20 protein-coding genes are annotated in these 26429 nt (G+C 74.6%); 16 read left to right on the top strand and 4 right to left on the bottom strand.

Annotated elements, in window-relative coordinates; genetic code table 11:
- Positions 1-192 precede the first annotated feature (192 nt).
- From ACFW6A_RS06870 to mfd, 3 genes are all read left to right on the top strand, one after another.
- Positions 193-1011 (top strand): ABC transporter ATP-binding protein, encoded by an 819-nt coding sequence (locus tag ACFW6A_RS06870; protein WP_351843563.1) that lies wholly within the window; start codon positions 193-195, stop codon positions 1009-1011.
- Positions 1008-3581 carry an FtsX-like permease family protein gene (locus ACFW6A_RS06865; RefSeq protein WP_351843565.1) on the top strand — a complete coding sequence of 858 codons (2574 nt, stop codon included), beginning with the start codon at positions 1008-1010 and terminating at the stop codon, positions 3579-3581. Before ACFW6A_RS06870 ends, ACFW6A_RS06865 begins: the two co-directional genes overlap by 4 nt.
- A 240-nt stretch (positions 3582-3821) precedes the next feature.
- Positions 3822-7355: a transcription-repair coupling factor gene (gene mfd, locus ACFW6A_RS06860; protein ID WP_351843567.1), complete on the top strand. Its 3534-nt coding sequence runs from the start codon at positions 3822-3824 to the stop codon at positions 7353-7355.
- 11 nt (positions 7356-7366) lie between these two features.
- Here the strand turns inward: mfd and ACFW6A_RS06855 are convergent, their stop codons facing one another.
- Positions 7367-7939 carry a TetR/AcrR family transcriptional regulator gene (locus ACFW6A_RS06855; RefSeq protein WP_351843569.1) on the bottom strand — a complete coding sequence of 191 codons (573 nt, stop codon included), beginning with the start codon at positions 7937-7939 and terminating at the stop codon, positions 7367-7369.
- A 103-nt stretch (positions 7940-8042) separates the two neighbouring features.
- Here ACFW6A_RS06855 and ACFW6A_RS06850 point away from each other — a divergent pair, with 103 nt between their 5' ends.
- From ACFW6A_RS06850 to ACFW6A_RS06840, 3 genes are all read left to right on the top strand, one after another.
- Positions 8043-8891, top strand: coding sequence for a hypothetical protein (locus ACFW6A_RS06850; protein ID WP_386639174.1), 849 nt, complete (start codon positions 8043-8045; stop codon positions 8889-8891).
- A gap of 63 nt (positions 8892-8954) precedes the next feature.
- Complete coding sequence (locus ACFW6A_RS06845) at positions 8955-9674, top strand: HNH endonuclease family protein (protein ID WP_386639171.1); 720 nt, start codon at positions 8955-8957, stop codon at positions 9672-9674.
- A 68-nt stretch (positions 9675-9742) separates the two neighbouring features.
- Complete coding sequence (locus tag ACFW6A_RS06840; RefSeq protein ID WP_351843573.1) at positions 9743-10504, top strand: N-acetyltransferase; 762 nt, start codon at positions 9743-9745, stop codon at positions 10502-10504.
- Positions 10505-10562: 58 nt separating this feature from the next.
- Here the strand turns inward: ACFW6A_RS06840 and ACFW6A_RS06835 are convergent, their stop codons facing one another.
- On the bottom strand, positions 10563-11285 hold the full coding sequence (locus tag ACFW6A_RS06835; protein WP_351843575.1) for a hypothetical protein: 723 nt from the start codon (positions 11283-11285) through the stop codon (positions 10563-10565).
- A gap of 187 nt (positions 11286-11472) precedes the next feature.
- On the opposite strand from ACFW6A_RS06835, the gene ACFW6A_RS06830 reads away from it, so the two are divergent.
- The 5 genes from ACFW6A_RS06830 to ACFW6A_RS06810 all read left to right on the top strand — a co-directional run bounded on the left by ACFW6A_RS06830 (position 11473) and on the right by ACFW6A_RS06810 (position 16774).
- Positions 11473-13530, top strand: coding sequence for an N-6 DNA methylase (locus tag ACFW6A_RS06830; protein ID WP_351843578.1), 2058 nt, complete (start codon positions 11473-11475; stop codon positions 13528-13530).
- 50 nt (positions 13531-13580) lie between these two features.
- Positions 13581-14201, top strand: a complete 621-nt coding sequence (locus ACFW6A_RS06825) for a hypothetical protein (RefSeq protein ID WP_351843580.1) — start codon at positions 13581-13583, stop codon at positions 14199-14201.
- Positions 14198-15781: a protein kinase gene (locus tag ACFW6A_RS06820; protein ID WP_351843583.1), complete on the top strand. Its 1584-nt coding sequence runs from the start codon at positions 14198-14200 to the stop codon at positions 15779-15781. The genes ACFW6A_RS06825 and ACFW6A_RS06820 overlap by 4 nt, the downstream gene beginning before the upstream one ends.
- A gap of 57 nt (positions 15782-15838) precedes the next feature.
- Positions 15839-16249, top strand: coding sequence for a VOC family protein (locus ACFW6A_RS06815; RefSeq protein ID WP_351843585.1), 411 nt, complete (start codon positions 15839-15841; stop codon positions 16247-16249).
- A gap of 144 nt (positions 16250-16393) precedes the next feature.
- A complete protein-coding gene (locus tag ACFW6A_RS06810) occupies positions 16394-16774 on the top strand; it encodes a hypothetical protein (RefSeq protein ID WP_351843588.1) in 381 nt (126 codons plus the stop codon).
- On the opposite strand, the gene ACFW6A_RS06805 is transcribed toward ACFW6A_RS06810, so the two are convergent.
- Positions 16764-19217: a YfhO family protein gene (locus tag ACFW6A_RS06805; RefSeq protein WP_351843590.1), complete on the bottom strand. Its 2454-nt coding sequence runs from the start codon at positions 19215-19217 to the stop codon at positions 16764-16766. The two genes, ACFW6A_RS06810 and ACFW6A_RS06805, sit on opposite strands and share 11 nt — an antisense overlap.
- A 126-nt stretch (positions 19218-19343) precedes the next feature.
- On the opposite strand from ACFW6A_RS06805, the gene ACFW6A_RS06800 reads away from it, so the two are divergent.
- The 3 genes from ACFW6A_RS06800 (at position 19344) to ACFW6A_RS06790 (ending at position 22140) form a co-directional block, all read left to right on the top strand.
- On the top strand, positions 19344-20339 hold the full coding sequence (locus ACFW6A_RS06800) for a glycosyltransferase family 2 protein (RefSeq protein ID WP_351843592.1): 996 nt from the start codon (positions 19344-19346) through the stop codon (positions 20337-20339).
- 122 nt (positions 20340-20461) lie between these two features.
- Positions 20462-21154: a SurA N-terminal domain-containing protein gene (locus ACFW6A_RS06795; RefSeq protein ID WP_351843594.1), complete on the top strand. Its 693-nt coding sequence runs from the start codon at positions 20462-20464 to the stop codon at positions 21152-21154.
- Positions 21155-21180: 26 nt separating this feature from the next.
- A complete protein-coding gene (locus tag ACFW6A_RS06790; RefSeq protein ID WP_351843597.1) occupies positions 21181-22140 on the top strand; it encodes a nucleoside triphosphate pyrophosphohydrolase in 960 nt (319 codons plus the stop codon).
- Between the two features lie 158 nt (positions 22141-22298).
- Here the strand turns inward: ACFW6A_RS06790 and ACFW6A_RS06785 are convergent, their stop codons facing one another.
- On the bottom strand, positions 22299-23510 hold the full coding sequence (locus tag ACFW6A_RS06785; RefSeq protein ID WP_351843599.1) for a globin domain-containing protein: 1212 nt from the start codon (positions 23508-23510) through the stop codon (positions 22299-22301).
- 290 nt (positions 23511-23800) lie between these two features.
- Between ACFW6A_RS06785 and ACFW6A_RS06780 the strand changes: the two genes are divergently transcribed.
- The gene (locus ACFW6A_RS06780; protein ID WP_386639162.1) at positions 23801-25042 is read left to right on the top strand and encodes a cytochrome P450; all 1242 of its coding nucleotides are present in this window, start codon (positions 23801-23803) and stop codon (positions 25040-25042) included.
- Positions 25043-25184: 142 nt separating this feature from the next.
- The gene (locus ACFW6A_RS06775) at positions 25185-26318 is read left to right on the top strand and encodes a transglycosylase family protein (protein WP_351843603.1); all 1134 of its coding nucleotides are present in this window, start codon (positions 25185-25187) and stop codon (positions 26316-26318) included.
- Positions 26319-26429 lie beyond the last annotated feature (111 nt).

Genomic DNA, 26429 nt, shown 5'->3' with positions numbered 1-26429 from the left:
CTGCTGCCTTTCTCTTTCTTCGTACACCTAAATGTGCGCGGACAGGGTCTCACTCCGACCGCGGGCTGAGGAACCCCTAGGGGGAGCTCCCCCATGCGAGCCAGGGGACGGTCGTCCCGGCGGAGGACGAGAAGCGGCCCGCCCGCTTCTTAACTTGAACTTACAAACCACCGCCTCTGCGAGGAGAAGACCGTGACTTCGGCTGTGACCATCCCCAGGCACGGGGGTACGGGAGGGGAGACGGCCGTCGCCGCGCGGGCACGGCAGGTCGTCAAGGCGTACGGCGCGGGGGAGACCCGGGTCGTCGCGCTCGACCACGTCGACGTGGACATCGCCCGCGGGCGCTTCACCGCGATCATGGGCCCCTCGGGGTCCGGCAAGTCGACCCTGATGCACTGCCTCGCCGGCCTCGACACCGTCACCGGCGGCCAGATCTTCCTCGCCGACACCGAGATCACCGGGCTCAAGGACAAGAAGCTCACCCGGCTGCGCCGGGACCGGATCGGCTTCATCTTCCAGGCGTTCAACCTGCTGCCGACGCTGAGCGCGCTGGAGAACATCACGCTGCCGATGGACATCGCGGGCCGCAGGCCCGACAAGGAGTGGCTGGACCGGGTCGTCGAGACCGTCGGGCTCGCCGGGCGGCTGAAGCACCGGCCGGCCGAGCTGTCCGGCGGCCAGCAGCAGCGCGTCGCCGTCGCGCGGGCGCTCGCCGCCCGCCCGGAGATCATCTTCGGTGACGAGCCGACCGGGAACCTCGACTCGCGGGCCGGCGCCGAGGTCCTCGGCTTCCTGCGGCGGTCCGTGGACGAGCTGGGCCAGACGATCGTCATGGTCACCCACGACCCGGTCGCCGCCTCCTACGCGGACCGGGTGCTGTACCTGGCGGACGGGCGGATCGTCGACGAGATGGAGCGGCCGACCGCCGAGGCCGTCCTCGACCGCATGCTCCTGTTCTCCGGGGGAGACCCCCGGGCCACCGACCTCGACGCGCACGGGCGGACGTCATGACCGTGCTCAGAACCTCGCTGCGCAACCTCCTCGCGCACAAGGGGCGGATGGCGCTCTCCGCCGTCGCCGTGCTCCTGTCCGTCGCCTTCGTGTCGGGGACCCTGGTCTTCACCGACACGATGAACACGACCTTCGACAAGCTCTTCGCCACCACCGCCTCCGACGTCACCGTCTCCCCCGCGGGGAGCGACCCGACGGACGAGAGCCCGGACACCGGCCGCCCCGAGTCCTTCCCCGCCTCCGTCGTCGCCGAGGTGCGGGGGGCGAAGGGCGTCGCCGACGCGCAGGGCTCCGTCACCTCGATGGGCGTCACCGTCGTCGACGAGGAGAACGAGAACGTCGGGCCGACCAGCGGCGCCCCGACGATCGCCGTCAACTGGAGCCCGTACGAGCTCCGCTCGGTGGAGCTGGTCGAGGGCCACGAGCCGCGCGGCCCCACCGACGTCGTCGTGGACCGCGGCACCGCGGACAAGCACGGCCTGAAGCTCGGCGCCCGGCTCCGCACGATCTCCGCCGCCGGCGACTTCACCGCCGCCGTCTCCGGCATCGTCGAGTTCAAGGTCACCAACCCGGGCGCCACCCTCGTCTACTTCGACACCGCCACCGCCCAGCGCCAACTCCTCGGCAAGGAAGGCCTGTTCACGCAGGTCATGGTGGACGGCGAGCCGGGCGTCGCCGACACCGCGCTGAAGGCGGACGTCGCCGCCGCGCTCGGCGACGGCTTCAGGGTGCAGACCGCCGCCGAGGTCGCCGACGAGGGCAGCGAGGACCTGGCCGGCTTCCTCGACGTCATGAAGTACGCGATGCTCGGCTTCGCCGGGATCGCCTTCCTCGTCGGCATCTTCCTCATCGTCAACACCTTCTCCATGCTGGTCGCCCAGCGCACCCGGGAGATCGGCCTGCTGCGGGCCATCGGCGCAGGCCGCCGGCAGGTCAACCGCTCCGTCCTCGTCGAGGCCGTCCTGCTCGGCCTGATCGGCTCGGTCGCCGGCGTCGCCGCCGGCGTGGGCCTCGCCGTCGGCCTGATGGAACTCATGTCGTCCATGGGCATGGAGCTGTCCACCCGCGACCTCACCGTCGCCTGGACCACGCCCGTCGTCGGCCTCGCCCTCGGCGTCCTCGTCACCGTCCTCGCCGCCTACGTCCCGGCCCGCCGGGCCGGCCGGATCTCCCCGATGGCCGCCCTCCGCGACGCCGGCACCCCCGCCGACGGCCGCGCCGGACGGGTCCGCGCCGTCATCGGCCTGCTCCTCACGCTCGCCGGCGGCGGCGCGCTGTGGGCCGCGACCCGGGCCGACGAGGCGGGCCCGGGCTCGCTGTGGCTCGGCGCCGGCGTCGTGCTGTCGCTGCTCGGCTTCGTCGTCGTCGGCCCGGTCCTCGCGGGCGGGGTCGTCAGGGCCCTCGGCGTCGTCGTCCTGCGGGTCTTCGGCCCCGTCGGCCGGATGGCCGAGCGGAACGCGCTCCGCAACCCGCGCCGCACCGGCGCGACCGGCGCCGCCCTGATGATCGGCCTCGCGCTCGTCGCCTGCCTCTCCGTCGTCGGCTCCTCCATGGTCGCCTCGGCCACCGACGAGCTCGACCGGTCCGTCGGCGCCGACTACATCGTGCAGAACCAGATGGGCGCCCCGATCGTGCCGCAGGCGCAGGCCGCCGTGGAGAAGGTCGCCGGCCTCGACCACGTCACCGAGTACCGGCCCGTCGACGTCCGGATCACCGACCCGCGCGGCACGACCTCCAAGGAGTGGCTGGCCGCGACCGAGCCGTCCTACCCGGCCGACCTCCGGCGCGAGGTCGCCTCCGGTGACCTGGCGGCCGCGTACGCCCCCGGCGCGATGTCCGTCGGCAGCGACTACGCCGCCGGGCACGGCGTGAAGGTCGGCGACACCCTCACCGTCGCCTTCGCCCACGGCTCGACGGCGAAGCTGAGGGTCGCGGCGATCACGGCGGACGTCGGCAACGTCGACAACGGCGCCATGTACACCAACGTCACCACCGCCGCCGCGCACCTGCCGGCCGAGCGGATGCCGGCCAGCGCGCTGCTCCTCGCGAGCGCGAAGGACGGGCAGGAGGAGGCGGCGTACGCGGCCCTGAAGGAGGCGCTGGACCCGTATCCCCAGTACAAGGTCTCCAACCAGGCCGACTACAAGGAGGACCTGAAGGACCAGGTCGGCCAGCTCCTCAACATCGTCTACGGCCTGCTGGCGCTGGCGATCGTCGTCGCGGTCCTGGGTGTCGTGAACACCCTGGCCCTGTCGGTGGTGGAGCGCACCCGCGAGATCGGCCTCATGCGGGCCATCGGCCTCTCCCGCCGCCAGCTGCGGAGGATGATCCGCCTGGAGTCGGTCGTCATCGCCCTCTTCGGCGCGCTGCTCGGCCTCGGCCTCGGCATGGGCTGGGGCACGGCCGCCCAGAAGCTCCTCGCGCTGGAGGGCCTGGGGGTCCTGGAGATCCCCTGGACGACGATCCTCACGGTCTTCGCCGGCTCCGCCTTCGTCGGCCTCTTCGCGGCGCTGGTCCCGGCCTTCCGCGCGGGCCGCATGAACGTCCTGAACGCGATCGCGAGCGAGTAGCCCGGTCTGGTGAACGGCCGAGGCCCCGGCGTGCGCCCCGTGCGCGCCGGGGCCTCGGCCGTGCGCGCCCCGCGCGGACCGGGCTCCGCGGGACGGTGGCGCGATCCCTCGCGCCGGGGGCGGGCGGGCGTCGTAGGGTGGAGGCCCCCGGCCCGTTCACGTGTCGGGCCGTTCGCGTTGTCCGCTCGCCCGGGTGTCCGCCTGTCCGTTCACCCTCGTACGTACCGGGATGGAAGCTCCATGAGCCTGCACGGTCTGCTCGACCTCGTCGTCAAGGACGCGGCCCTCGCGGAGGCGGTGACGGCCGCCTCGGACGGGAACCGTCCGCACGTGGACCTGGTCGGCCCCGCCGCCGCCCGCCCCTTCGCCGTGGCCGCGCTGGCCCGTGACTCGGGGCGTCCGGTGCTCGCCGTGACGGCCACCGGCCGGGAGGCCGAGGACCTGGCGGCGGCGCTGCGGTCCCTCCTGGACCCGGACACCGTCGTCGAGTACCCCTCCTGGGAGACCCTGCCGCACGAGCGGCTCTCGCCGCGCTCCGACACCGTCGGCCGCCGGCTCGCCGTGCTGCGCCGCCTCGCCCACCCGAATCCGGACGACCCGGCCACGGGGCCGGTCGGCGTCGTCGTCGCGCCGATCCGCTCCGTGCTCCAGCCGCAGGTGAAGGGGCTCGGGGACCTGGAGCCCGTGGCGCTGCGCAGCGGGCAGACGGCGGACCTCGGGGACGTCGTCGAGGGGCTCGCGGCCGCCGCGTACGCCCGGGTCGAGCTGGTGGAGAAGCGCGGCGAGTTCGCCGTGCGCGGCGGCATCCTGGACGTCTTCCCGCCGACCGAGGAGCACCCGCTCCGGATCGAGTTCTGGGGCGACGAGGTCGAGGAGATCCGTTACTTCAAGGTCGCCGACCAGCGCTCCCTGGAGGTGGCCGAGCACGGCCTGTGGGCGCCGCCCTGCCGCGAGCTGCTGCTGACGGACGAGGTGCGGGGGAGGGCCGCGGCCCTCGCCGAGGAGCACCCGGAGCTGGGCGAGATGCTGAACAGGATCGCCGAGGGCATCGCCGTCGAGGGCATGGAGTCGCTGGCGCCGGTCCTCGTGGACGACATGGAGCTGCTGCTCGACGTCCTCCCGGCCGGCGCGATGACCGTCGTCTGCGACCCCGAGCGGGTCCGCACCCGGGCCGCCGACCTCGTCGCCACCAGCCAGGAGTTCCTCCAGGCGTCGTGGGCGGCGACGGCCGGCGGGGGCGAGGCGCCGATCGACGTCGACGCGGCCTCCCTGTGGGGGATCGCGGACGTCCGGGACCGGGCGCGGGAGCTGGGGATGATGTGGTGGTCGGTGTCGCCGTTCGCGGCCGACGCCGACGCCGGCCGGGAGGCCGACACGCTCGTGCTGGGCATGCGCGCCCCGGAGTCGTACCGCGGCGACACGGCCCGCGCGCTCGCCGACACCAAGGGCTGGCTGGCCGACGGCTGGCGCACGGTGTACGTGACGGAGGCGCACGGCCCGGCCTCGCGGACCGTGGAGGTGCTGGGCGGCGAGGGCATCGCGGCCCGGCTCGCGGCCGACCTGGCGGAGGTGGACCCGGCCGTCGTGCACGTGGCCTGCGGCTCGATCGACTTCGGCTTCGTGGACCCGGCGCTGAAGCTCGCCGTGCTGACCGAGACCGACCTGTCCGGCCAGAAGGCGGCGGGCAAGGACGGCCGGCGGATGCCGGCCAAGCGGCGCAAGACGATCGACCCGCTGACCCTGGAGGTCGGCGACTACATCGTGCACGAGCAGCACGGCGTCGGCCGCTACCTGGAGATGGTGCAGCGCACGGTGCAGGGCGCGACCCGCGAGTACCTGCTCGTCGAGTACGCCCCCGCCAAGCGCGGCCAGCCCGGCGACCGCCTCTACATCCCGACGGACCAGCTGGAGCAGGTCACCAAGTACGTCGGCGGCGAGGCGCCCACCCTGCACCGGCTCGGCGGCGCGGACTGGACGAAGACGAAGCAGCGGGCGAAGAAGGCGGTCAAGGAGATCGCCGCCGACCTGATCAAGCTGTACAGCGCCCGGATGGCCGCCCCCGGCCACGCCTTCGGCCCCGACACGCCGTGGCAGCGCGAGCTGGAGGACGCCTTCCCGTACGCGGAGACGCCCGACCAGCTCTCCACGATCGCCGAGGTCAAGGAGGACATGGAGAAGACGGTCCCGATGGACCGGCTGATCTGCGGCGACGTCGGCTACGGCAAGACGGAGATCGCGGTGCGGGCGGCCTTCAAGGCGGTCCAGGACGGCAAGCAGGTCGCGGTCCTGGTGCCGACGACGCTGCTCGTGCAGCAGCACTTCGGCACCTTCTCCGAGCGGTACGGGCAGTTCCCGGTCACCGTCCGCGCCCTGTCCCGCTTCCAGACGGACACCGAGTCGAAGGCGACCCTGGAGGGGCTGAGGGAGGGCTCCGTCGACGTCGTCATCGGCACCCACCGCCTCTTCTCCTCCGAGACGAAGTTCAAGGACCTCGGCCTGGTCATCGTCGACGAGGAGCAGCGCTTCGGCGTCGAGCACAAGGAGCAGCTGAAGAAGCTCCGGGCCAACGTCGACGTCCTGACGATGTCCGCGACGCCGATCCCCCGGACGCTGGAGATGGCGGTGACGGGCATCCGCGAGATGTCCACGATCACCACCCCGCCGGAGGAGCGGCACCCGGTCCTCACCTTCGTCGGCCCGTACGAGGAGAAGCAGATCGGCGCGGCGATCCGCCGCGAACTGCTCCGCGAGGGCCAGGTCTTCTACATCCACAACCGGGTCGACTCCATCGACCGGGCGGCCGCCAGGCTCCGCGAGATCGTCCCGGAGGCGCGGATCGCGACGGCCCACGGCCAGATGGGCGAGAGCGCCCTGGAGCAGGTCGTGGTGGACTTCTGGGAGAAGAAGTTCGACGTGCTCGTCTCGACGACGATCGTCGAGTCCGGCATCGACATCTCCAACGCGAACACCCTGATCGTGGAGCGCGGCGACAACTTCGGCCTCTCCCAGCTCCACCAGCTGCGCGGCCGGGTCGGCCGGGGCCGCGAGCGCGGCTACGCCTACTTCCTCTACCCGCCGGAGAAGCCCCTCACGGAGACCGCCCACGAGCGGCTGGCGACCATCGCCCAGCACACCGAGATGGGCGCCGGCATGTACGTCGCGATGAAGGACCTGGAGATCCGCGGCGCGGGCAACCTGCTCGGCGGCGAGCAGTCCGGTCACATCGCGGGCGTCGGCTTCGACCTGTACGTCCGCATGGTCGGCGAGGCGGTGGCGGACTACCGGGCCTCCCTGGAAGGGGGCGCGGAGGAGGAGGCGCCGCTGGAGGTCAAGATCGAGCTGCCGGTCGACGCGCACGTGCCGCACGACTACGCGCCCGGCGAGCGGCTGCGCCTCCAGGCGTACCGGGCGATCGCCTCGGCGAACTCGGAGGAGGACGTCAGGGCCGTGCGGGAGGAGCTGACCGACCGCTACGGCAAGCTGCCGGAGCCGGTCGAGAACCTGCTCCTGGTGGCGGGGCTGCGCATGCTGGCCCGCGCCTGCGGCGTCGGGGAGATCGTCCTCCAGGGCCCGAACATCCGCTTCGCCCCGGTGGAGCTGCGGGAGTCGCAGGAGCTGCGGCTCAAGCGCCTGCACCCGAAGGCGGTGGTCAAGCCGGCCGTCCACCAGATCCTGGTGCCGCGCCCGGCCACCCGCCCGATCGGCGGCAAGCCGCTCGTCGGCCGCGAACTGCTGGCGTGGACAGGGGAGTTCCTGACGACGATCCTGGACTGACCCCGCCGCCGTCAGTCCTCCCGGTCCGTGAGGAAGCCCGTCAGGGCGGTGAAGTACTCCTCCGGGGGCAGGGCGCCCACGGCGTCGTCCACGTTGTGCGTGAGGTACAGCGTGGCGAAGCCGTGGGCGAGGGACCAGGCGGCGATGCCGGTGGCGCGGGCGTCCGCCGTGCCGGGCAGGCCGGCGACGCCGGCGCGGAGTCCGGCGCCCGCGCGCTCGCGGGCCGCCGTGAGGTCCGGGTCGTCCGCGCGCAGCAGCGCCGGGGAGAACATGACCTGGAAGTGGGCGGGGTGGCCGGCCGCGAAGCGGACGTAGCGGCGGCCCCGGTCCGCGAGCGAGGTGCCGCCGTCCAGCGCGTCCGCGAGCAGGCCGAAGCCCTGGGCGGCGATGGCGGTGAGCAGGCCCGTGCGGTCGCCGAAGTGGTGGGCGGGGGCCGCGTGGGAGACGCCGGCCCGGCGGGCGAGGTCGCGCAGGCTCAGGGCGGCGGGGCCGTCGGCCGCGATCACGTCCAGGGCCGCCGTCAGGACGGCCTGGCGCAGGTCGCCGTGGTGGTAGGTGCTCCGGTCCCTCTTCCCAGGTGTCATGGGAGCAGCCTAGCCCGCATCTAGTCATTGACAAGTTCCCCGGCCGGGCGCAGTCTTGTCAGTGGCTAGATTCGCGCCCCCCGTCCCCGTCCCGGAGGTCCCCATGGACACCGCCCGCGTACGACAGATGTGGCACCTGCTCGAACCGCTGCACGCCCTGCACTACTACGCCCCCGAGGCCTTCGAGGAGGCCGCCGCCCTCGGCTACGCCACCGGGGAGCGCTGGCCCGCCTACTTCGCCTGGCGCGCCGCGCCGCTGGGGGCCGTGGGGGCGGAGCGGGTCGCGTCCGCGTTCTACAGCTTCGACCCGGCCGCGGTCGCGCGGTACGTGCCGGGCGCCTGGGACGTGGCCGCGCCGGGGGACGTCCTCGCGGCGCGGCTGCGGGCGGTGGACCGGACGTACCGGGGGCTGTTCGACGTGGCGGAGGTCGAGGAGGCCGCCGGGCTCGCGCGGCGGGCCGCCGAGGCCGCCGACACGGCGGGCCGGCCGCTCGCCGCCGCCCACGCCGAACTGCCCTGGGCCGACGAGCCGCACCTGGTGCTCTGGCAGGCCGCGACCCTGCTGCGCGAGCACCGGGGCGACGGGCACGTGGCGGCGCTGCTCGGCGCCGGACTCGACCCCGTCGAGGCGCTGGTCTCCTTCGCCGCCGTCGGGGCCGCCCCCGAGGCCGTCTTCGCGAGCCGGGGGTGGAGCGCGGGGGAGTGGGCGGCCGCGCGGGAGCGGCTGGCGGGACGGGGGCTCGTGGACGCCGACGGCGGCGCCACGCCGGCCGGGCGGGAGCTGCGGGCCGGGGTGGAGCGGCGCACGGACGAACTGGCCGCCCGGCCCTGGGCCGTGCTCGGCGACGAGGCCACCGCCCGGCTCGCCGACCTCCTCGGCGGGCCCTGGCTCGCCGCGATCGGCTCGGGGCTGCTGCCCGCCGACAACACCCTCGGCATCGGGAAGGTCTGACACCGGAGCGGCCGCCGGCGGCGAAACGATCACTATCAGGGGTTTTGTGCCTACGATTCCCCCGTGTCGATACGCCGAAAGCTTTTTTCCGCCCTGGGACCCGCCGGGCTCGTCCTCCTCGCCGGGTGCTCCCTGTCCGGAGGGTCCTCCGCCGTCTCGGGCACGGACCCCTTCGACAACCCGAACGGCCTGCGCGCGGGCCTCGCGCCCGTGACGACGGAGACGGGACGGGCGCGGGAGCTGATCGACGGCCTCGCCACCAAGGGGCGCGGGACGAAGACCGGCTACGACCGGGACGAGTTCGGCTACGCCTGGATGGACAAGGCCGACGGCGTGCCGCTCGCCCGCAACGGCTGCGACACCCGCAACGACATGCTCCGCCGCGACGGCTACGACCTGTCCTACCGGGCCGGCTCCAACTGCGTGGTCGTGTCGATGAAGCTGGCCGACCCCTACACCGGCACCACCATCGACTGGAGCAAGCAGAAGGCCGCCGAGGTCCAGATCGACCACGTCGTCCCGCTGTCGTACAGCTGGCAGATGGGCGCGTCGCGCTGGCCGAAGAGCAAGCGGCAGCAGCTCGCCAACGACCCGCTGAACCTGCTCCCGGTCCAGGGCCGGGCCAACTCGGCCAAGGGCGACTCCGGTCCGGCGACCTGGCTGCCGCCGTCGCGGGACATCCGCTGCGCCTACGCGGTCCGCTTCGCCCAGGTGGCGCGGAAGTACGCGCTGCCGGTGACCCCCGCCGACAAGAAGGCGATGCTCCGGCAGTGCGGCGGCTGAGGGGCGCCCGTCCGAGAGGTGTTCGATATTCGGTTGGCCGTGCCGGGAGTCGCGCCTAACCTGCGGGTATGGACCAGGAACTGACGATCACCACGCTCGCCGAGCGGCCCGAACTCGAAGGGCCGATGTGGTCCATGAAGGACCTCTGGCCCGAGTTCATGATGTACGACCCCATCGGCTGGTCGCACATGGGCCGGATCGTGCGGGACTTCCCCGAGTACGTGCTCGTGGCCACCGACCCCTCCGGCACGGTCGTCGCCCGCGGTTTCAGCGTGCCCTTCCGGCTCGACGCGGACGGGCGGCGGACGCTGCCCGACCGGGGCTGGGACGAGGTGCTGCTGTGGGCCTTCTCGGACCGGCGGCACGGCAGGACGCCCGACACGGTCAGCGCCATCGAGATCACCGTGGACACCAGCGCCCTCGGGCGCGGGATCTCGCACACGATGCTCGCCGCGATGCGGGAGAACGTGCGCCGGCTCGGCTTCGCCGAACTCGTCGCGCCGGTCCGGCCCAACGGCAAGCACCTGGAGGCCGGTGCCTCCATCCACGAGTACGCCTTCCGCGTCCGGGAGGCCGACGGGCTGCCGCACGACCCGTGGCTGCGGGTGCACGTCCGTGCGGGCGGCCGGATCGAGGCGGTCGCGCCCGCGTCGATGACGGTCTCCGGCTCCCTGGAGCAGTGGCGGGCGTGGACGGGGCTCGCCTTCGACGCGGACGGGCCGGTCGAGGTCCCGGGCGCCCTCGTGCCCGTCCACTGCGAGGCCGCGCGCGGTTACGCGGTCTACGTCGAGCCCAACGTGTGGGTGCGCCACTCCGTGGCGGCCGGCTGACCCCGGCCGTACCCCCGGCCGAGCCGCGCCGGGTGCCGCGCGGTGCGCTGCGGCGGCGTCAGGACGTCTTGGTCCAGTCGCCGCAGCCGACGGACTTGAAGTAGCCGTCCTTGGCGGTGATCTTGACGATCGCCGTGCCCGTCACGTTGTCGTTCGCGAGGATCGCGTCCGTGCCGTGGCCCGCGTCCTTCGAGCGCTCCCAGTAGCAGCCCGCGTCCTTGTTGCCCGTGGACTTGTAGGTGCCGGGCGCCACGTCGACGCCGACCTTGAACATGCCGCCGTCGCCCTGGAGCGTGTCCTTCGGGGTGCCGGTGGCCTTGGCGTCCACGGCCTCCCAGGTCTCGCAGCCCGTGGACTTGAAGAACTTGTCGCTCTTCTTGATCTCGACGTAGGCCGTGCCCGTCACGTTGTCGTTCGCGAGGATCGAGTCGAGCTCGCCGGTGGCGTCCTTCGACCGCTCCCAGTAGCACATGGCGTCCTTGTTGCCCGTCGTGCGGTAGAGGCCCGGCTTGACGTCGGAACCGACCTCGAAGTCGCCGTCCCCGTCGACCGTGACGGCCTTCTTCTCCTCCGGGGCCTTGGACTCCGGGGCCTTGGAGCCGGCGTCCGCCCCCTTGCCGCCCGGGGTGGCCGGGGCCGAGGCCTTCGCCTCGGGAGCGGCGCCCTCGTCCCCGCCCCCGCCCAGGGCCGCGCCGACGGCGACGACGACCACGACCGCGCCGGCGGCGGTGAGGACCTTGTGGCGGGCGAACCAGCTGCGCTGCGACTGAGAGTTCGACATGGCTGTGAACACCTTTCGGGTGGCGGGGGATTCCTGTGGACTCCGTGTTCCGATGACGCAATCACAGCAGCTTCTGTGAACCGAGTCAACCACGTTCACAAAGTTCGGCTCTGCTCACGCCGTGAACCCCTCCGGTCGGTATGCTCATCGTGCACAGGTCGTACGAGCGGGAGGACGGAGGGTCCAGGTGCCCGAGGACAGCGCCACAGAGGTCACCGCCGCCGGAATCGCCCGGCTCGCCGGCGTAGGCAGGGCCGCCGTCAGCAACTGGCGCCGCCGCCACGCGGACTTCCCCAAGCCCGTGGGCGGCACCGAGACCAGCCCCTCCTTCGCCCTCGCCGAGGTCGAGCAGTGGCTCCGCGAGCAGGGCAAGCTCGCCGAGGTCCCGCTCCGCGAGCGCGTCTGGCAGCAGCTCGCCGGCCACCCCGCCGGCACCCTCGCCGGCCTCGTCCACACCGGCGCCGTCCTCCTGCTCCTGCGCGAGCGGCCCCCCGCCCTCACCGCGCTCGCCGCCCTCCCCGACCCCCGTTTCACCGAAGCCCTGCCCGGCGCCCTGGAAGAGGTCCTCACCCTCCGCTTCGGCATCCCCCGGGCCGTCCCCACCCCCACCGCGGGAGAGCTCGGCCCCGCCGCCCCGCTGCTCCGTGCCGCCGTCGAGCTCGCGGCCGAACTGGGCGGCCCCCGGCAGGCGTTCGAGTTCCTCCTCGGCCGCCACCTGGACGCCAACCCCCGCCAGTACACGCTCACCCCGCCGCCGCTCGCCGAACTCATGGCCGCCCTCGCCGCCGCCGCGACCGCGGGCGCCGGGGACCCGCCCGCGACCGTCCTCCTCGACCCGGCCTCCGGCACCGGCGGCCTGCTGCGCGCCGCCGCCCACCCCGCCACCCTCGCCGTCCAGGACGCCGACCCCGAGCTGGCCGCGCTCTCCGCGCTCCGCCTCGCCCTCCACGGCGACGCCGACATCCGCTCCGCCGCCGGCGACACCCTGCGCGCCGACGCCTTCCCCGAGCTGCGCGCCGACACCGTCCTCGCCCACCCGCCGTTCAACGAGCGCGCCTGGGGCCACGACGAGCTGGCCTACGACCCCCGCTGGGAGTACGGCTTCCCCGCCCGCACCGAGTCCGAGCTGGCCTGGGTCCAGCACGCCCTGGCCCGGCTCCGCGACGGCGGCACCGCCGTCCTCCTCATGCCCCCCGCCGTCGCCTCCCGCCGCTCCGGCCGCCGCATCCGCGCCGACCTCCTGCGCCGCGGCGCCCTGCGGGCCGTCATCGCCCTCCCGGCCGGCGCCGCGCCCCCGTACGGCATCCCGCTCCACCTCTGGGTCCTGGTCCGCCCCGCCGCCGACCGCCGCCCCCCGGCCGAGGCCCTCTTCGTCGACACCGCGGGACTCGCGCCCGACGCGGGCCGCGACAAGCTCCCCTGGACCGCCCTGCAGAACGCGGTGCTCGACGCCTGGGCCGGCCGCTCGGCCGACGACACCCTGGCCCGCGCCGTCCCCGTCATCGAACTCCTCGACGACGAGGTCGACCTCGCCCCCGCCCGCTACCTCACCGCCCCCGACGCGGGCGGCTCCGCCGCCGAACTCGCCACCGTCCGCGAGCGCCTGGACGCCACCCTGCGCCGCACCCTGACCCTCGCCCCGGACCCCGAGCCCGCCCGCCCCGCGCCCCGCCCCCTCACCACCGTCGGCGAACTGGCCCGCACCGGCGCCCTCCGGCTCCGCACCGGCGGCGCCGGCACCGCCCCCGCGGGCCGCGAGGTCCCCGTCCTCACCGAGCACGACGTCCTCACCGGCGCCGCCCCCTCCGGGACCCTCCCGGAGACGGCCGCCGACCAGGCCGAGGAGCCGGTCCTGGTCCGCGAGGGCGACGTCATCGTGCCCGTCCTCGGCGGCGGCCCCGCCGCCCGCGTCGTCGACGCCGCCACCGCCGGCGCCGCCCTCGGCCGCGGCCTCCAGCTGCTGCGCCCCGACCCGGAGGCGCTCGACCCCTGGTTCCTCGCCGGCTTCCTGCGCGGCACCGCCAACAACCGCCAGGCCAGCAGCTTCGCCTCCACCGCCGCCCGGCTCGACGTCCGCCGCCTCCAGCTGCCCCGGCTGCCGCTCGCCGACCAGCGCCGGCACGGCGAGCGCTACCGCACCCTCGCCGAGTTCGAGGAGGCCCTCCGGCTCACCGCCCGCCTGGGCGAGCAACTGCTCCAGGGCCTCTACGACGGCCTCGCGGACGGAAGCGTCCGCCCGGGGTGAGGACGGGGCTAATCTCATAGCCTGAACAGCCGTCCCTGGGGGGAATTCGCATGTACGGACAGATGCCTGCCGCTCCCGCGCCGAGACCCGGCGGCGGCCCGTCCGCCAAGGCCGTCGCCGTCCGCGTGCTCGTGACGGCCGCCGTGGTGCTCTCCCTCGGGCTGCTCGCCTGGGTGGCGATGCTCCGGCTCGCGATCATGCGCCGGACCGTCCGCGACTGGGCCCTCTTCTGGCTCCAGCTGGCCGCCACCGTCGGCTGCTTCGTGCTGCTCCAGGAGGAGGACCAGAACTCCTGGCAGATCAACGTCGGCGCCGGCCTGGTCATCGCCATGGCCACCGCCGTGACCGCGCACTACCTGGCGGCCGACATCAAGCACCACCGCGCGCCGGCGGCACCGGGGCCGTACCCGCCGCTCCACCCGCACGCGCCCGCGTACGGCTACCCGCCGGTGAACCCGGCCACGGCCGTCACCCTCCCCGGCGGCCACCCCCCGCAGGGCCAGGCCCCCAACCCGTACGCGACGCCGACCCCGGCTCCGGTGCCCCACCCGGCCCAGGCGCCGACCCCGGCACCGGGCCCGGCGACCCCCGCCCACTCCCCCCGCATCGACCAGGTCCGCGCCGAGCTGGACGAGCTCAGCGACCTGCTCCGCAAGGAGGGCGAGAAGTGAACGGACGGGTCGTCGGGGGGCGGTACGAGATCGCCACCGTCGTCGGCCAGGGCGGCATGGGCCAGGTGTGGACCGCCTACGACACCCGCCTCGACCGCAGGGTCGCCGTGAAGCTCCTCAGCCCGGCCGCCCTCACCGGCCCCGCCACCGCCGCCGACGAACTGCGCCGCCGCTTCGTCCGCGAGTGCCGGGTCACCGCCCACGTCGACCACCCCGGCCTGGTCACCGTCCACGACGCCGGCAGCGACGGCGACGACCTCTACCTGGTCATGCAGTACGTCGACGGCGCCGACCTCGCCGACCACCTCGCCGAGCACGACCCGTACCCCTGGGAGTGGGCGGTCTGCGTCGCCGCCCAGCTGTGCGCGGTGCTCGCCGCCGTCCACGCGGTGCCGATCGTCCACCGCGACCTCAAGCCGCGGAACGTGATGGTCCGCCCCGACGGCACCGTCACCGTCCTCGACCTCGGCATCGCCTCCGTCCTCGACTCCGACACCACCCGCCTCACCCACACCGGCGAACCCATCGGCACCCCCGCCTACATGGCGCCCGAGCAGGCGATGGGCGGCGCCGTCGGCCCGCAGACCGACCTCTACGCCCTCGGCGTCCTGCTCCACGAACTCCTCTCCGGGAACGTGCCGTTCGCCGGCTCCACCGCCCTCGGCATCCTCCACCGCCACCTCTACGAGCCGCCCCTCCCGCTCCGCCAGGTGCGCCCCGAGGTCCCCGAGGCCCTGGAGGCCCTCGTCCTGCGCCTCCTCGCCAAGGACCCCGCCGCCCGCCCCGCCGGCGCCCACGAGGTGTACGAGGCACTGCTGCCCCTGCTCCCCGCGCGCGGCACCCCCTCGGGCCCCATGGACCCCACCCGGCCGTTCCTGCGCCCGCACGCCCCCTGGCCCGCCGCACCCCGCCCGGCCCCGGCCGCCGTCCGGCCCGCCGCGCCGTCCACCCCTCCCGCCGTCGCCGACCCCCGGGTCGCCGCCCCCGCGCCGCCCCCCGCGCCACCCGTGCCGCCGCTGCCGGCGCAGGCGCCACGCGGCGCGGACGTGGCGGGCGCCGTCGAGCAGGTGAAGCGGCTCCTCGGCGAGGGCGCCCTCACCCAGGCCGTCGACGTCCTCGGCGGGATCCTCCCGGCCGCGGCCGCCGAGCACGGCGAGGGCTCGCCGGTGGTCCGCATCCTGCGCAAGCAGTACGCGTCCACCCTGATGGACGACGGGCAGTACCGGCGCGCCCTGCCCGAGCTGCGCCGGCTCGCCGCCGACGACCCGGGCAACGCCCAGTTCGGCCACGACATCGCGCTCTGCCTGGAACAGCTCGGCGAGACCGCCGAGGCGCTCGCCGCCTTCCGCGCGGTCCTCCCCGCCTTCGAGCGGGGCCCCGCGCAGGACCCCGGCCGGGCCTTCGACATCCGGCGCCGCACCGGCCTGCTGCTCCTCGCGACCGGGCAGCACGCGGAGGGCCGGGCGGAGCTGCACCGGCTCCTGCTCGACGCGGAGCGGTTCTACGGGCCGTACCATCCGCTGGCGGCGGAGCTGCGCCGGGCACTGGAGCACCAGCGCCAACTCGGCCGCCAGGCCTGAGCCCTTCGGCCGATTCGCGCGGGACGGAGGGGGAGGGGGTCGCGTACGGTCGGAAGCGTGACCTTTCCTTCCACTCCTTCCGCTCCTTCCGTCCAGCTGAACCACACCGTCGTCCACTCCTCCGACCGCGCCGCCTCCGCCCGCTTCCTCGCCGGGATCCTCGGCCTCCGGGTGGGCGCTCCCTTCGGCCCCTTCCTCCCCGTCGACCTCGCCAACGGCGTGACGCTCGACTTCTACCAGGCGCCCGAAGGGCCCATCCAGGGCCAGCACTACGCCTTCCTCGTCCGGGACGAGGACTTCGACGCGATGATCGACCGCCTGGAGGCGGCCGGGGTCACCTACTACGCGGACCCGTCCCACCGGCAGCCGGGCGAGGTCAACACCCTCTTCGGCGGCCGGGGCGCGTACTTCGACGACCCGGACGGGCACAACATGGAGATCATGACGGTGCCGTACGCGCGCCCCTGAGCGCGGGTCCGCGACCGGCCGGACGGACCGTCAGCATCACGACTCCGCAACGTGAGGGGAAAGGAAACCCCATCATCACGATTGTCTGATTTGCGGGTTGTAATGTTCGCGTCTGATCACGTCCACGCCAATCAAGGACCCTTCATGACGACGCCGTCCACCTCCCCCCTGCCCGAGCACGCCCCCGCGCCCGAGGCCCCCAAGAGCAAGAAGGCCCTGAAGAAGATCGGCGGCATCGTCGTGGCGATCGTCGTCGCCGTGGGCCTGAAGCTCGGCCTGCCGTACCTCACCGGCGACGCGCCGGTGCACGCCAAGGTCGGCGAGTGCGTGGTCGTGACCGGCGCGGAGAACGACCCGAAGGTCGACACGGCGGACTGCTCCTCCGGCAAGGCCGACCTGTACAAGGTCGAGAAGGTCTTCGAGGACACCTTCGACCTGGAGAAGTGCGGCGAGGAGCTCTCGGCGCTGGCGCAGCAGCTGGACTCGGACAAGTTCGTCCTGTGCCTCTCCGAGGTCAAGAAGTAACCCCCGCCCCACGGGAGGCGGAACGGACGGCCGGGAGCGCGCGCTCCCGGCCGTCCGTCGTCCGCGGCGGTGCGCCCGCGGCCGGGGACCGGCGCCGCCGGACCACCGCCCGGACCACGAGGGCCAGGGCCGCCAGGGCCGCGGCCGCCAGGCCGGGCAGCAGGCCCGGAGGGCGGAAGGAGCACTCCAGGGTGGTGGCGGCGGTGACGCGGGCGGCCAGGAGGCCGGCGTACGGGACCGGCTCGCGGCCCCGGCAGGTCCAGCCGGCGATCGCGGGGGCGGCGACCACCGCCGTGCCCGTCACGGGCGCCCGGAAGCGGGCCGTGAGGCCGGCCGGCGTGGGGGTCACGGTGACCGCCGCCGAGGCGCGCAGCGCGGCCACGGCCGTGCGCAGCCGCGTCCGGTCCAGGCAGCCGAGTTCCGCCGGGCCCCGCCCCGCGGGGACCCGCGGGCGGACGCCCGGGGCGGGCTGGGGGCCCAGGGACACCATCGCGGCCCGTCGTTTCGGGCCGCCGCCGAGGAGGCGGACGGGCGCGCCGGTGCCGAGGCGGGCCTCGCCGGTGCGCTCGGGGGCCCAGAGGAAGACCTCCGTGCCGACCGGGCAGGCGCCGGCGGCCGGGGCGGCGTACACCCGGGCGCCCAGGAGGAGTTCCTGGTTGCGGAAGGGCGAAGGACCGAAGACCGGGGCGGGCCCCGGGGGCCGCACCGTCACCAGCGGCGGCACCGGCCCGGTACGGACGACGCCGCCGTCCCGCCAGCGGGCGCCGACCCCGAACAGGGCGTCCACGACGGGGTTGTCGAGGCTCTGGAGATTGCGGCCGCGGGAGGTCCAGCCGCCGCCGAGACCGGTCAGCAGGCCGGTGAGGACGGCGGGGGTGTGGCTGCTGTAGTAGGCGGCGCCCTGGCCGCCGAGGAGCAGCGGGTCGTTGCCCGCGACGCGCGGCAGCCCGGAGTCGGTGCGGTACTCCGGCCAGCCGTCGGCCGCCGCCAGGGCCGCCGCCCGGCGCTCCTGCTCCGGGCCGTACGGCGGGTAGTCGTCGAGGTGGGCGAGGCGCCGGCGGTCCGCGTACGCCGTCGTCGCGGCGGCCTGGCCGAGGAGCGTGCCGGTGACCAGCAGCGCGGCGAGGACGGCGTGGCGGCGCCGGCGGGGGAGGGCCAGCGCGCCCGCCGTCGCGGCCAGGCCGGCGAGGGCGAGGAGGAGGGCCGGCCGGGTGGCGAGGGGGCTCGGGACGGCGGCGGCGGTGAGGGCGAGGACGACCGCGCCGCCGGCGGCGAGCGGCCGGAGGCCGGGCGGTCCGTGGACGAGGCCGGCGTGCGTGGCGAGGACCAGCAGCCCGGCGAGGACGAAGCTCTGGCGGTACGGGCTGCCGTTCGGCGTGGCGAAGAGGTGCCACACCAGGTGCGTCGGACCCCACTGGAGGGAGAGCGCCGCCCCCAGGACGAGCCCGGTCCACACCCACCGCTCCCGCCCCGGCACGTCCCGCCGGAAGGCGAGCGAGGCCACCAGCAGCAGCACCGGCGTGGCGACGAAGGCGGCGGGCGTGGAGAAGCCGTACGTCCCCGGCAGCAGCCGCGCCAGGACGTCCGTGGCGCCCGCCGCGTCGAAGTCCCGCACGACCCCCGGGTACGCCTGCCGCGTCGACAGGAAGACGGGCGCGAGGACCGGCGCGGCGAGCCCCACCCCGAGGGCCGCGGTGACGGCGGCCCGGAGCAGGACCCGGGGGCGCGGCCCGCCGGTGGCCGTCAGGCGGGCGAGGAGGAAGAGGGCCGCGCCGAGGGTCGCCATGTAGGCGGTGTAGAAGTTCGCCGTCCAGCAGACCGCCACCGTCAGGACGCCCGCGAGCGGGCGGCGGCCCTCGCGGGCCCGCTCCGCGACCAGGCAGAGCAGCGGGAAGGCGATCAGCCCGTCCAGCCACATCGGGTTGTACGCGCCCTCCACGAGCGACCAGCCGCACAGCGCGTAGGCGGCGCCCAGCAGGCCGGGCCACCACCAGGCGGGGGCGGTCGACAGGCGGCGCAGCAGGAGGGCGGTCGCGGCCGCCGCCAGGGCCGTCTTCAGGACGGTCAGCGCGTAGACGGCGTACTCGACGTCGGCGCGCGGGGCCAGCGCCACCAGGGGGGCCAGCGGGCTCGACAGGTAGGTGCCGTAGTCGGGGAGGAAGCTCGTGCCCCAGCCCGCCCGCCAGTCCAGCGGGAGCCCGCCGTCGGCGCGGCCGTGCAGCAGGTCCCACAGGTGCGCGTGGAAGGGGACGAACTGGTTGGCCAGGTCGTTCACGGAGCGGTGGCGTGGGCCGAAGGGGAAGACCCGGGCGGCCGCGTCCCCGGCGCAGACGGCCGCGACGGCGAGGAGTCCGGCCAGGGCGGTGGCGGCGGCGGTGGCGCGGCGCGGGGCGGGGGTTCCGGGGGCCTCGGCGCGCGGGGCGGTTCGCAGGGCAGTTCGCATGACGGTCCGAATATCGCAGTGCCCGGGGGGCGGGAGGCGGTGGCCGCGGGGCAGTTCACGCAATGGTCGCCCCGTCGTCACCCCGGTGGACCTGCCGGGTCACCGGCCTGCCTTTGGGTGTCCGGTGTGCTGCTCTCTCTCGTCGTCCCCTGCTTCAACGAGGAGGACGTCCTCGCCCGCTTCCACACCCACGTGACGAAGGAACTCGACGCCCTGGAGGGCGACTTCGAGATCGTCTACGTGGACGACGGAAGCCGCGACCGGACCCTCCCGATCCTGCGGGACCTCGCCGCCGCCGACTCCGCGCGGGTCCGCTTCGTCTCCTTCAGCCGCAACTTCGGCAAGGAGGCCGCGATGCTCGCCGGGCTGCGGCACGCGGCCGGCGACGCCGTCGTCATCATGGACGCGGACCTCCAGCACCCGCCCGAGCTGGTGCACCGCATGGTCGCGCTGCACGCCGAGGGGTACGACCAGGTCGTCGCCCGCCGCACCCGCGAGGGCGACCGGGTCACCCGCACCCTCACCGCCCGCCTCTACTACCGGGCGATCAACCGGCTCGTCGACGTCGAACTCGTCGACGGGGTAGGCGACTTCCGGCTGCTGTCCCGGCGCACGGTCGACGCCGTCCTCGGGCTCGGCGAGTACAACCGCTTCTCCAAGGGGCTGTTCTCCTGGGTCGGTTTCCGGACGACGACCTTCGCCTACGAGAACGCGGTGCGCGAGGAGGGCCGGTCCAAGTGGACCTTCGGCAAGCTCCTCAACTACGGCCTCGACGGCCTGCTCTCCTTCAACAACAAGCCGCTGCGCGCCGCCGTCTACCTCGGCCTGCTGCTCGTCTCCCTCGCCCTCGCCTACGCCGGCTGGATCGTCGTCGACGCCCTCGCCCACGGCGTCGACACCCCCGGCTACGTCACCCTCCTCGTCGCCGTCACCGCCCTCGCCGGCGTCCAGATGGTCATGGTCGGCCTGATCGGCGAGTACGTCGGCCGCATCTACTACGAGGTGAAGCGCCGGCCGCACTACCTGGTCGCCGAGACGCACGCGGGCCGCGAGAAGGAGGGCGCCCGGGCCGACACCCGGGCGGCGGGTGCCTCGTTGTGGGAGACGGTCGTCCGGAAGTGACCTCCGTGACGCGGCGACGGGCAAGTTGTCGCTGCGAAGTAGTGGCTACGGTCCCGGCGACTCCCTAACATCGATCACCGCAAGGTCGTCCAACTGACGCACGACCAGCCCGGGAGGCTCCTTTGCACCGCCGCGACCGCCGCCACGACAGCCCCGCACGCCGCCGCACCGCGCTTGCCCTCTCCGCCGCGCTCCTCGCCGCGGCCCCGCTGCTCACCGCGTGCGGCGGCGAGGCCCATCCGGGGGCGGCGGCCGTCGTCGGCGGCGAGCGGATCGACGTCTCCGCCCTCCAGGCCCAGGTGAAGGCCGCCCGGGACGCCCAGGCGAAGTCCCCGCAGTCCGCCCAGCTGATCGCCGCCACCGGCGACCTCGGCCGGCAGAAGCTCAACGGCATGATCTTCGACCGGATCCTCGGCAAGGTCGCCGCCGACCAGGGCGTCACCGCCAGCCGCGCCGAACTCCAGGAGACCCGCGAGGCGTTCGTCCGTGAGAACGGCGGCGAGGAGGGCCTGGAGGCCGTCCTGCTCCAGCAGCAGGGCGTCGCCCCCGGCCAGGTCGACGACGTCGTCCGGCGCAACGTCCTCATGACGAAGATCATCGAGAAGCAGGGGATCACCGAGACCCCCGAGGGCCAGCAGAAGCTCCAGGACCTCTTCACCGCCGCGTCGAAGTCCCTCGACATCGACGTGAACCCCCGCTACGGCGCCTGGGACGACACCAAGGTCCAGCTCGACACCGGCGCCGACACGGCCCCCTGGCTCCTGAAGGTCACCAAGGACCCGGCCGCCGCCGGCCCGGAGCAGCTTCCGGGCTGACCCCGCGCCCGGGGTAGGTTCGGAGGGTGACTTCCGAGAACCCCGGCCGCGTCGTCCTGCTCACCGCCAGCCACCGGGTGGCGCCCGGACTGCTGTCCTGGCCCGCCTGGGAGGCGCTGCGGGGCGCCGACCGGGTGCTGTGCCCCGACGAGGACCACCCCCAGCTGCCGTACCTGCGGGAGGCGGGCGTCGCCGTCGAGCACGTCCGCCCCACCGCCGAGGAGCTGGTCGCCGCCTGCGCCGGGGGCCGTACCGTCCTCGTCCTGCCCTCCGGCGAGGGCGACCGGGCCCTCACCGACGGGCTCGCCCGGCTCGCCGGCTCCGGCCGGGTCGCCATGCCCGACCTGGAGCTGCTGCCCGGCTCGTACGACCTGCCGGGCGCCCGGCTCCTCGACCTCGTCCAGGTCATGGACGTCATCCGCCGCCGGTGCCCCTGGTCCTCGCTCCAGACCCACCGGGGCCTGGCGAAGTACGCCATCGAGGAGGCGTACGAACTCGTCGAGGCGATCGAGGCCGGCGACCGGCGCGAGCTGCGCGAGGAGCTGGGGGACGTCCTCCTCCAGGTCGTCTTCCACGCGCGGATCGCCGAGGAGGACGCCGAGGAGCCGTTCTCCGTCGACGACGTGGCCGCCACGCTCATCGAGAAGCTGATCCAGCGCCACCCGCACATCTTCGGCGACGAGACGGCCGAGACCCCCGAGGACGTCCGGGCCCACTGGCTGCGCACCAAGGCCGCCGAGAAGCGCCGCGAGTCCGTCACGGACGGCGTGCCCGTCGGCCAGCCCGGCCTCGCGCTCGCCGCCAAGCTCGCGAGCCGCGTCCGCACCGCCGGCCTCGACGCGCCGCTGCCGCGCGGCGAGGGCGTCGGCTACGAACTCCTGGCCCTCGCGGTCCGCGCCGAAGCCGAGGGCGTCGACCCGGAGGCCGCCCTGCGCGCGGCGGCCCGCGCCTACCGGGACGCGATCCGCACGGCCGAAGGGGTCTAGGCCGTTTCTTTCGGATCAGGCCGGGTCAGGGAGCGGCGTCTGGTGCGTGCGATCGCAAGGCGGAGGAGGGAGACCATGCGGAGCATCGGCGACCGACGACAACGCGGCGAGCGTGCGTGCCAGGCGTCGCGAGCCCGGCAAGATCCGAAAGAGATGGCCTAGCCCCCGCGCGGGGCGCGGGCCGCCGGGTCGTGCCAGCGGACCGCGGGGGGCTCCAGGAGCCACTCGGCGCGGGAGGCGGGGCGGGCGGTGAAGCGGCCCACCGGGGGGAGGTCGTCGTGGTGGGTGCGGGCCGGGTCGGCGCCCAGCTCGGCCAGGACCTCGGAGACCTCGGAGAGGAAGCCGGGCGGGCCGGCCAGGTGCACGTCGTGGTCCGGCCAGCGGCCGCAGGTCCGCAGCGCGGTGAGGAGGCGTTCGGTCGCCTGGTCGCGCGGGTGGCGGGGGGCCGAGGTGATGTAGGTGACGCTCAGGCCGGGGAGCCGCGCGGCCAGCGCGTCCAGGTCCTCGCGTCCGTACAGGTACTCCCGCGAGCGGGCCACCGCGAAGATCCGGCCCTCGGCCCCCGGGTCGGACGCGGCCGCCTCCTCCAGGAGCGCCTTGACCGGCGCCCAGCCCGTACCGGCGCATATGTAGGTGCGCAGTCCGCCCGGGGCCGTGCGGGAGACCGCCGCCCCGCCGGCCGCGCTCAGCCGCAGCGTCTCGCCCGGCCGGACGCCGGCCACCAGGGCCGTGGACACGGCCCCGCCGCGGATCCGGCTCACGTGCAGGTCGAGCGTGCCGTCCTCGCGCGGGGCGTTGCCGATCGAGTACGTGCGCCACACCCGCGGGACCCGGAGCGAGCTGACGCCGGCGTACTGGCCGGGGAGGTAGGGGTACGGCCGCCGGGGGCGGAGGGTCAGCACGGCCAGGTCGTCGCCGTGCCGCCGGTGACCGACGACGTCCGCGTCCCACCAGGCCGGGTCCCCGGCGGCGGCGGACTCGTCCGCGCCCCGCAGCATCAGGTCGGCGACCCGGCCGTACGCCTCCGACCAGGCCTTCTCCGCCTCGACCGTCCACATCGAACCGGCGGCGTGCGCGAAGGCGGCGAGCAGGCTCTCGCCGACCGCCGCGTAGAGGGCGGGGGTGGCGAGGAACTTGCGGTGGTCGCGGCCGAGCCGCCCCAGATAGGCGGGCAGTCCCGGGTCGTCGAGGCCGGTCACCACGTGGGTGAGGGCGGCGAACAGCCGGTCGCGCTGCGGGACCATGTCCTCGGGGAAGAGCTCACGCACGCCGGGGTTGCGCCAGAAGAGGTGCGAGTAGAAGTACGTGACGGCGTGTTCGGCCCGTCTCTCGACGATCGCGAACGTGCTTCTGAGCAAGGGGAGGTCCACGCCGGAAATGTAGGGCACGGGCCGTCACGACGTGATCACCGGGCGGTGATCACGTCAGGTCGGCCGGCGGGGCGCGGGAGGCCGGACGGTACGGTCGGGGAGTGAGTGAAGGATCCGCCCCGACGCCCGCCGCACCCGATGTGCCCGGAAGGTCCGATACGCCCCCTGCTGCCCCGGCCTCCTGCCCCGTCTCCGGAGGCGTGGGCGGACCCGGTGACGGGTCCGGCGGACGCGGTGACGGGTTTGGCGGACGTGCGGGCGACCGGGTGGACGGAGCCGGTGGCGGGCCCGTGCCCGGGCTGTTCGGCTGGGAGTTCGCGAGCGATCCCTACCCGGCGTACGCCTGGCTGCGGGAGCACGCGCCGGTGCACCGGACCACGCTGCCCAGCGGCGTCGAGGCGTGGCTCGTCACGCGGTACGCGGACGCCCGGCAGGCCCTCGCCGACCAGCGGCTCTCCAAGAACCCGGCGCACCACGCCGAGCCGGGCAAGACCGGCATCCCGGGCGAGCGCAGCGCCGGGCTGATGACCCACCTCCTCAACATCGACCCGCCGGACCACACCCGGCTGCGGCGGCTGGTGTCGAAGGCCTTCACCCCGCGCCGCGTCGCCGCCTTCGCGCCGCGCGTGCAGGAGCTGACGGACCGGCTCATCGACGACTTCGCGGCGCGGGGCAGCGCCGACCTCATCCACGAGTTCGCCTTCCCGCTGCCCATCTACGCCATCTGCGACATGCTCGGGGTGCCCGCGGAGGACCAGGACGACTTCCGCGACTGGGCCGGGATGATGATCCGCCACGGCGGGGGCCCGCGCGGCGGGGTGGCGCGGTCGGTGAAGAAGATCCGCGGGTACCTGGCGGAGCTGATCCACCGGAAGCGGGAGCACCTGGGCGAGGACGGGGCGGAGGACGACCTCATCTCCGGGCTCATCAGGGCCTCCGACCACGGCGACCACCTCACCGAGGCCGAGGCCGTCGCCATGTGCTTCGTGCTGCTCTTCGCCGGCTTCGAGACGACCATCAACCTGATCGGCAACGGCACCTACGCGCTGCTGCGGAACCCGGAGCAGCGCGCCCTCCTCCAGGCCTCGCTCGCCGCCGGGGAGACCGGCCTCCTGGAGACCGGCGTCGAGGAGCTGCTCCGCTACGACGGGCCGGTCGAGCTGGCGACCTGGCGGTACGCGACGACCGCCCTCACGATCGGCGGGCAGGCGATCCCGGCCGGCGACCCGGTCCTCGTGGTGCTCGCGGCGGCCGACCGAGACCCGGACCGCTTCGGCGCCCCGGACACCCTCGACCTCGCCCGCGGCGACAACCAGCACCTCGGGTACGGCCACGGCATCCACTACTGCCTGGGCGCGCCGCTCGCCCGCCTGGAGGGGCAGACCGCGCTCGCCACCCTGCTGACCCGTCTGCCGGACCTGCGACTTGGCGCCGATCCGGACGAACTCCGGTGGCGCGGCGGGCTCATCATGAGGGGATTGCGCACGCTTCCGGTGGAGTTCACCCCTTCCGCACCCCCGCGGGAAGGGTGACGTCGCGTCAGAAATGTGATCTTCGCGTGATCGCGAAGCCATCGACTTGTGACGGACGTTCGAATGCGGCTACGTTCGCGCCAACGTTCGGCCCCACCCCGGCCGTCCCCGCAGTCCCCGCCGTCACGCGAAAGGCCCCGACATGCTTTCCGGAAACGGACGACACCGTCGACCCCGCCAGGCTCCCGCGATCGTCGTCACCGCCGGAGTGACCGGATCCGCCCTGGCGCTGCCGCTGCTCGCCACCGGCTCCGCCTCCGCCGCCGACGCGGCCACCTGGGACCGGGTCGCCGCCTGCGAGTCCGGCGGCCAGTGGAGCGCCAACTTCGGCAACGGCGCGTACGGCGGCCTCCAGATGACCCAGGAGGCGTGGGAGCGCCACGGCGGACTCGCGTACGCCCCCAGCCCGGACCTCGCCAGCCGCGCCCAGCAGATCGCGATCGCCGACGAGGCGCTCGCCTCCGGCAGCACCGACTGGGCCACCTGCGCCCCCATCGCGGGCCTGGAGAACGACGGCGTGGCCACCGGCGTCCAGCCGGGCCCCGCCGTCCAGCAGGAGGACGAGGGCGGAGTGGCGCCCGAGTCGAACCGGACCGGCGGCACGGCCGTCGCCACGGCGCCGGAGCGGGATGCCGGGGCCGGGCACGCCCCCGGTGTGCGGGAGAAGGCGGAGAAGGCCGCGGAGGAGGCGGAGACCACCACCGCCCCGGCGAAGCCCGCCGCCCCCACCGGCTCCGCCACGACCCCGGCCCCCACGGGCACGGGCACGGCCACGCCGCCGGCGGCGGGCACCGCCCCGACCGCTCCCGGCAGCACCGCCCCGACCGCTCCGGACGCCTCCACGGGCACCCCGGTGACGCCCGGCACGCCCGGAACCCCCGTCACGCCTCCGGACGCCTCGGAGACCCCCCTGGCGCCCACCACCCCCGTGACCCCCGGTACGGACGGGGCTGACGCGCCGTCGGCCACGACCGGCACCGGCAAGCACCGGGGCGAGGCGGCACCGGAGGAAACCGGCGTAACGGACACCAGTGCGGAATCCGGTCGTCATGCCGCAGCATCGGACAAGGTCTCCTCAACCCCCTTCAAGTCGGACGCAAGTGACGCCTACACCGTGCGGCCGGGTGACAGCCTGTCGGAGATTGCGCAGGAGAACGATCTTGCCGGCGGCTGGGACGCCCTCTATGACGCCAACCGCCAGACGGTCGGAGCCGATCCTGACCTCATCATCCCTGGTCAGAGCCTTGAGTTGACGACCCCTCCGCTGGAGAAGTGAGGACGTTTCAGGGGCGTATGTCCGATTTTGGGAAAGTGAGACATGGGTCTCTTCGTCCCAACTGGCGTGTCACGTCCGCAAACTTTGCTCCCGTCAGGCCTCACCTGCGCA

Source organism: Streptomyces sp. NPDC058758 (genome assembly GCF_042746075.1).
Classification (GTDB): Bacteria; Actinomycetota; Actinomycetes; order Streptomycetales; family Streptomycetaceae; genus Streptomyces.
The sequence above is the reverse complement of the archived record's forward strand: the minus strand, read 5'-3'. Positions and strand labels throughout refer to the sequence as shown.

Excerpts from the sequence above, each read along its gene's own strand:
- ACFW6A_RS06865 (WP_351843565.1), top strand. The coding sequence starts at position 1,008 with ATGACCGTGCTCAGAACCTCGCTGCGCAACCTCCTCGCGCACAAGGGG.
- mfd (WP_351843567.1), top strand. The coding sequence starts at position 3,822 with ATGAGCCTGCACGGTCTGCTCGACCTCGTCGTCAAGGACGCGGCCCTC.
- ACFW6A_RS06855 (WP_351843569.1), bottom strand. The coding sequence starts at position 7,939 with ATGACACCTGGGAAGAGGGACCGGAGCACCTACCACCACGGCGACCTG.
- ACFW6A_RS06850 (WP_386639174.1), top strand. The coding sequence starts at position 8,043 with ATGGACACCGCCCGCGTACGACAGATGTGGCACCTGCTCGAACCGCTG.
- ACFW6A_RS06840 (WP_351843573.1), top strand. The coding sequence starts at position 9,743 with ATGGACCAGGAACTGACGATCACCACGCTCGCCGAGCGGCCCGAACTC.
- ACFW6A_RS06835 (WP_351843575.1), bottom strand. The coding sequence starts at position 11,285 with ATGTCGAACTCTCAGTCGCAGCGCAGCTGGTTCGCCCGCCACAAGGTC.
- ACFW6A_RS06825 (WP_351843580.1), top strand. The coding sequence starts at position 13,581 with ATGTACGGACAGATGCCTGCCGCTCCCGCGCCGAGACCCGGCGGCGGC.
- ACFW6A_RS06810 (WP_351843588.1), top strand. The coding sequence starts at position 16,394 with ATGACGACGCCGTCCACCTCCCCCCTGCCCGAGCACGCCCCCGCGCCC.
- ACFW6A_RS06805 (WP_351843590.1), bottom strand. The coding sequence starts at position 19,217 with ATGCGAACTGCCCTGCGAACCGCCCCGCGCGCCGAGGCCCCCGGAACC.
- ACFW6A_RS06775 (WP_351843603.1), top strand. The coding sequence starts at position 25,185 with ATGCTTTCCGGAAACGGACGACACCGTCGACCCCGCCAGGCTCCCGCG.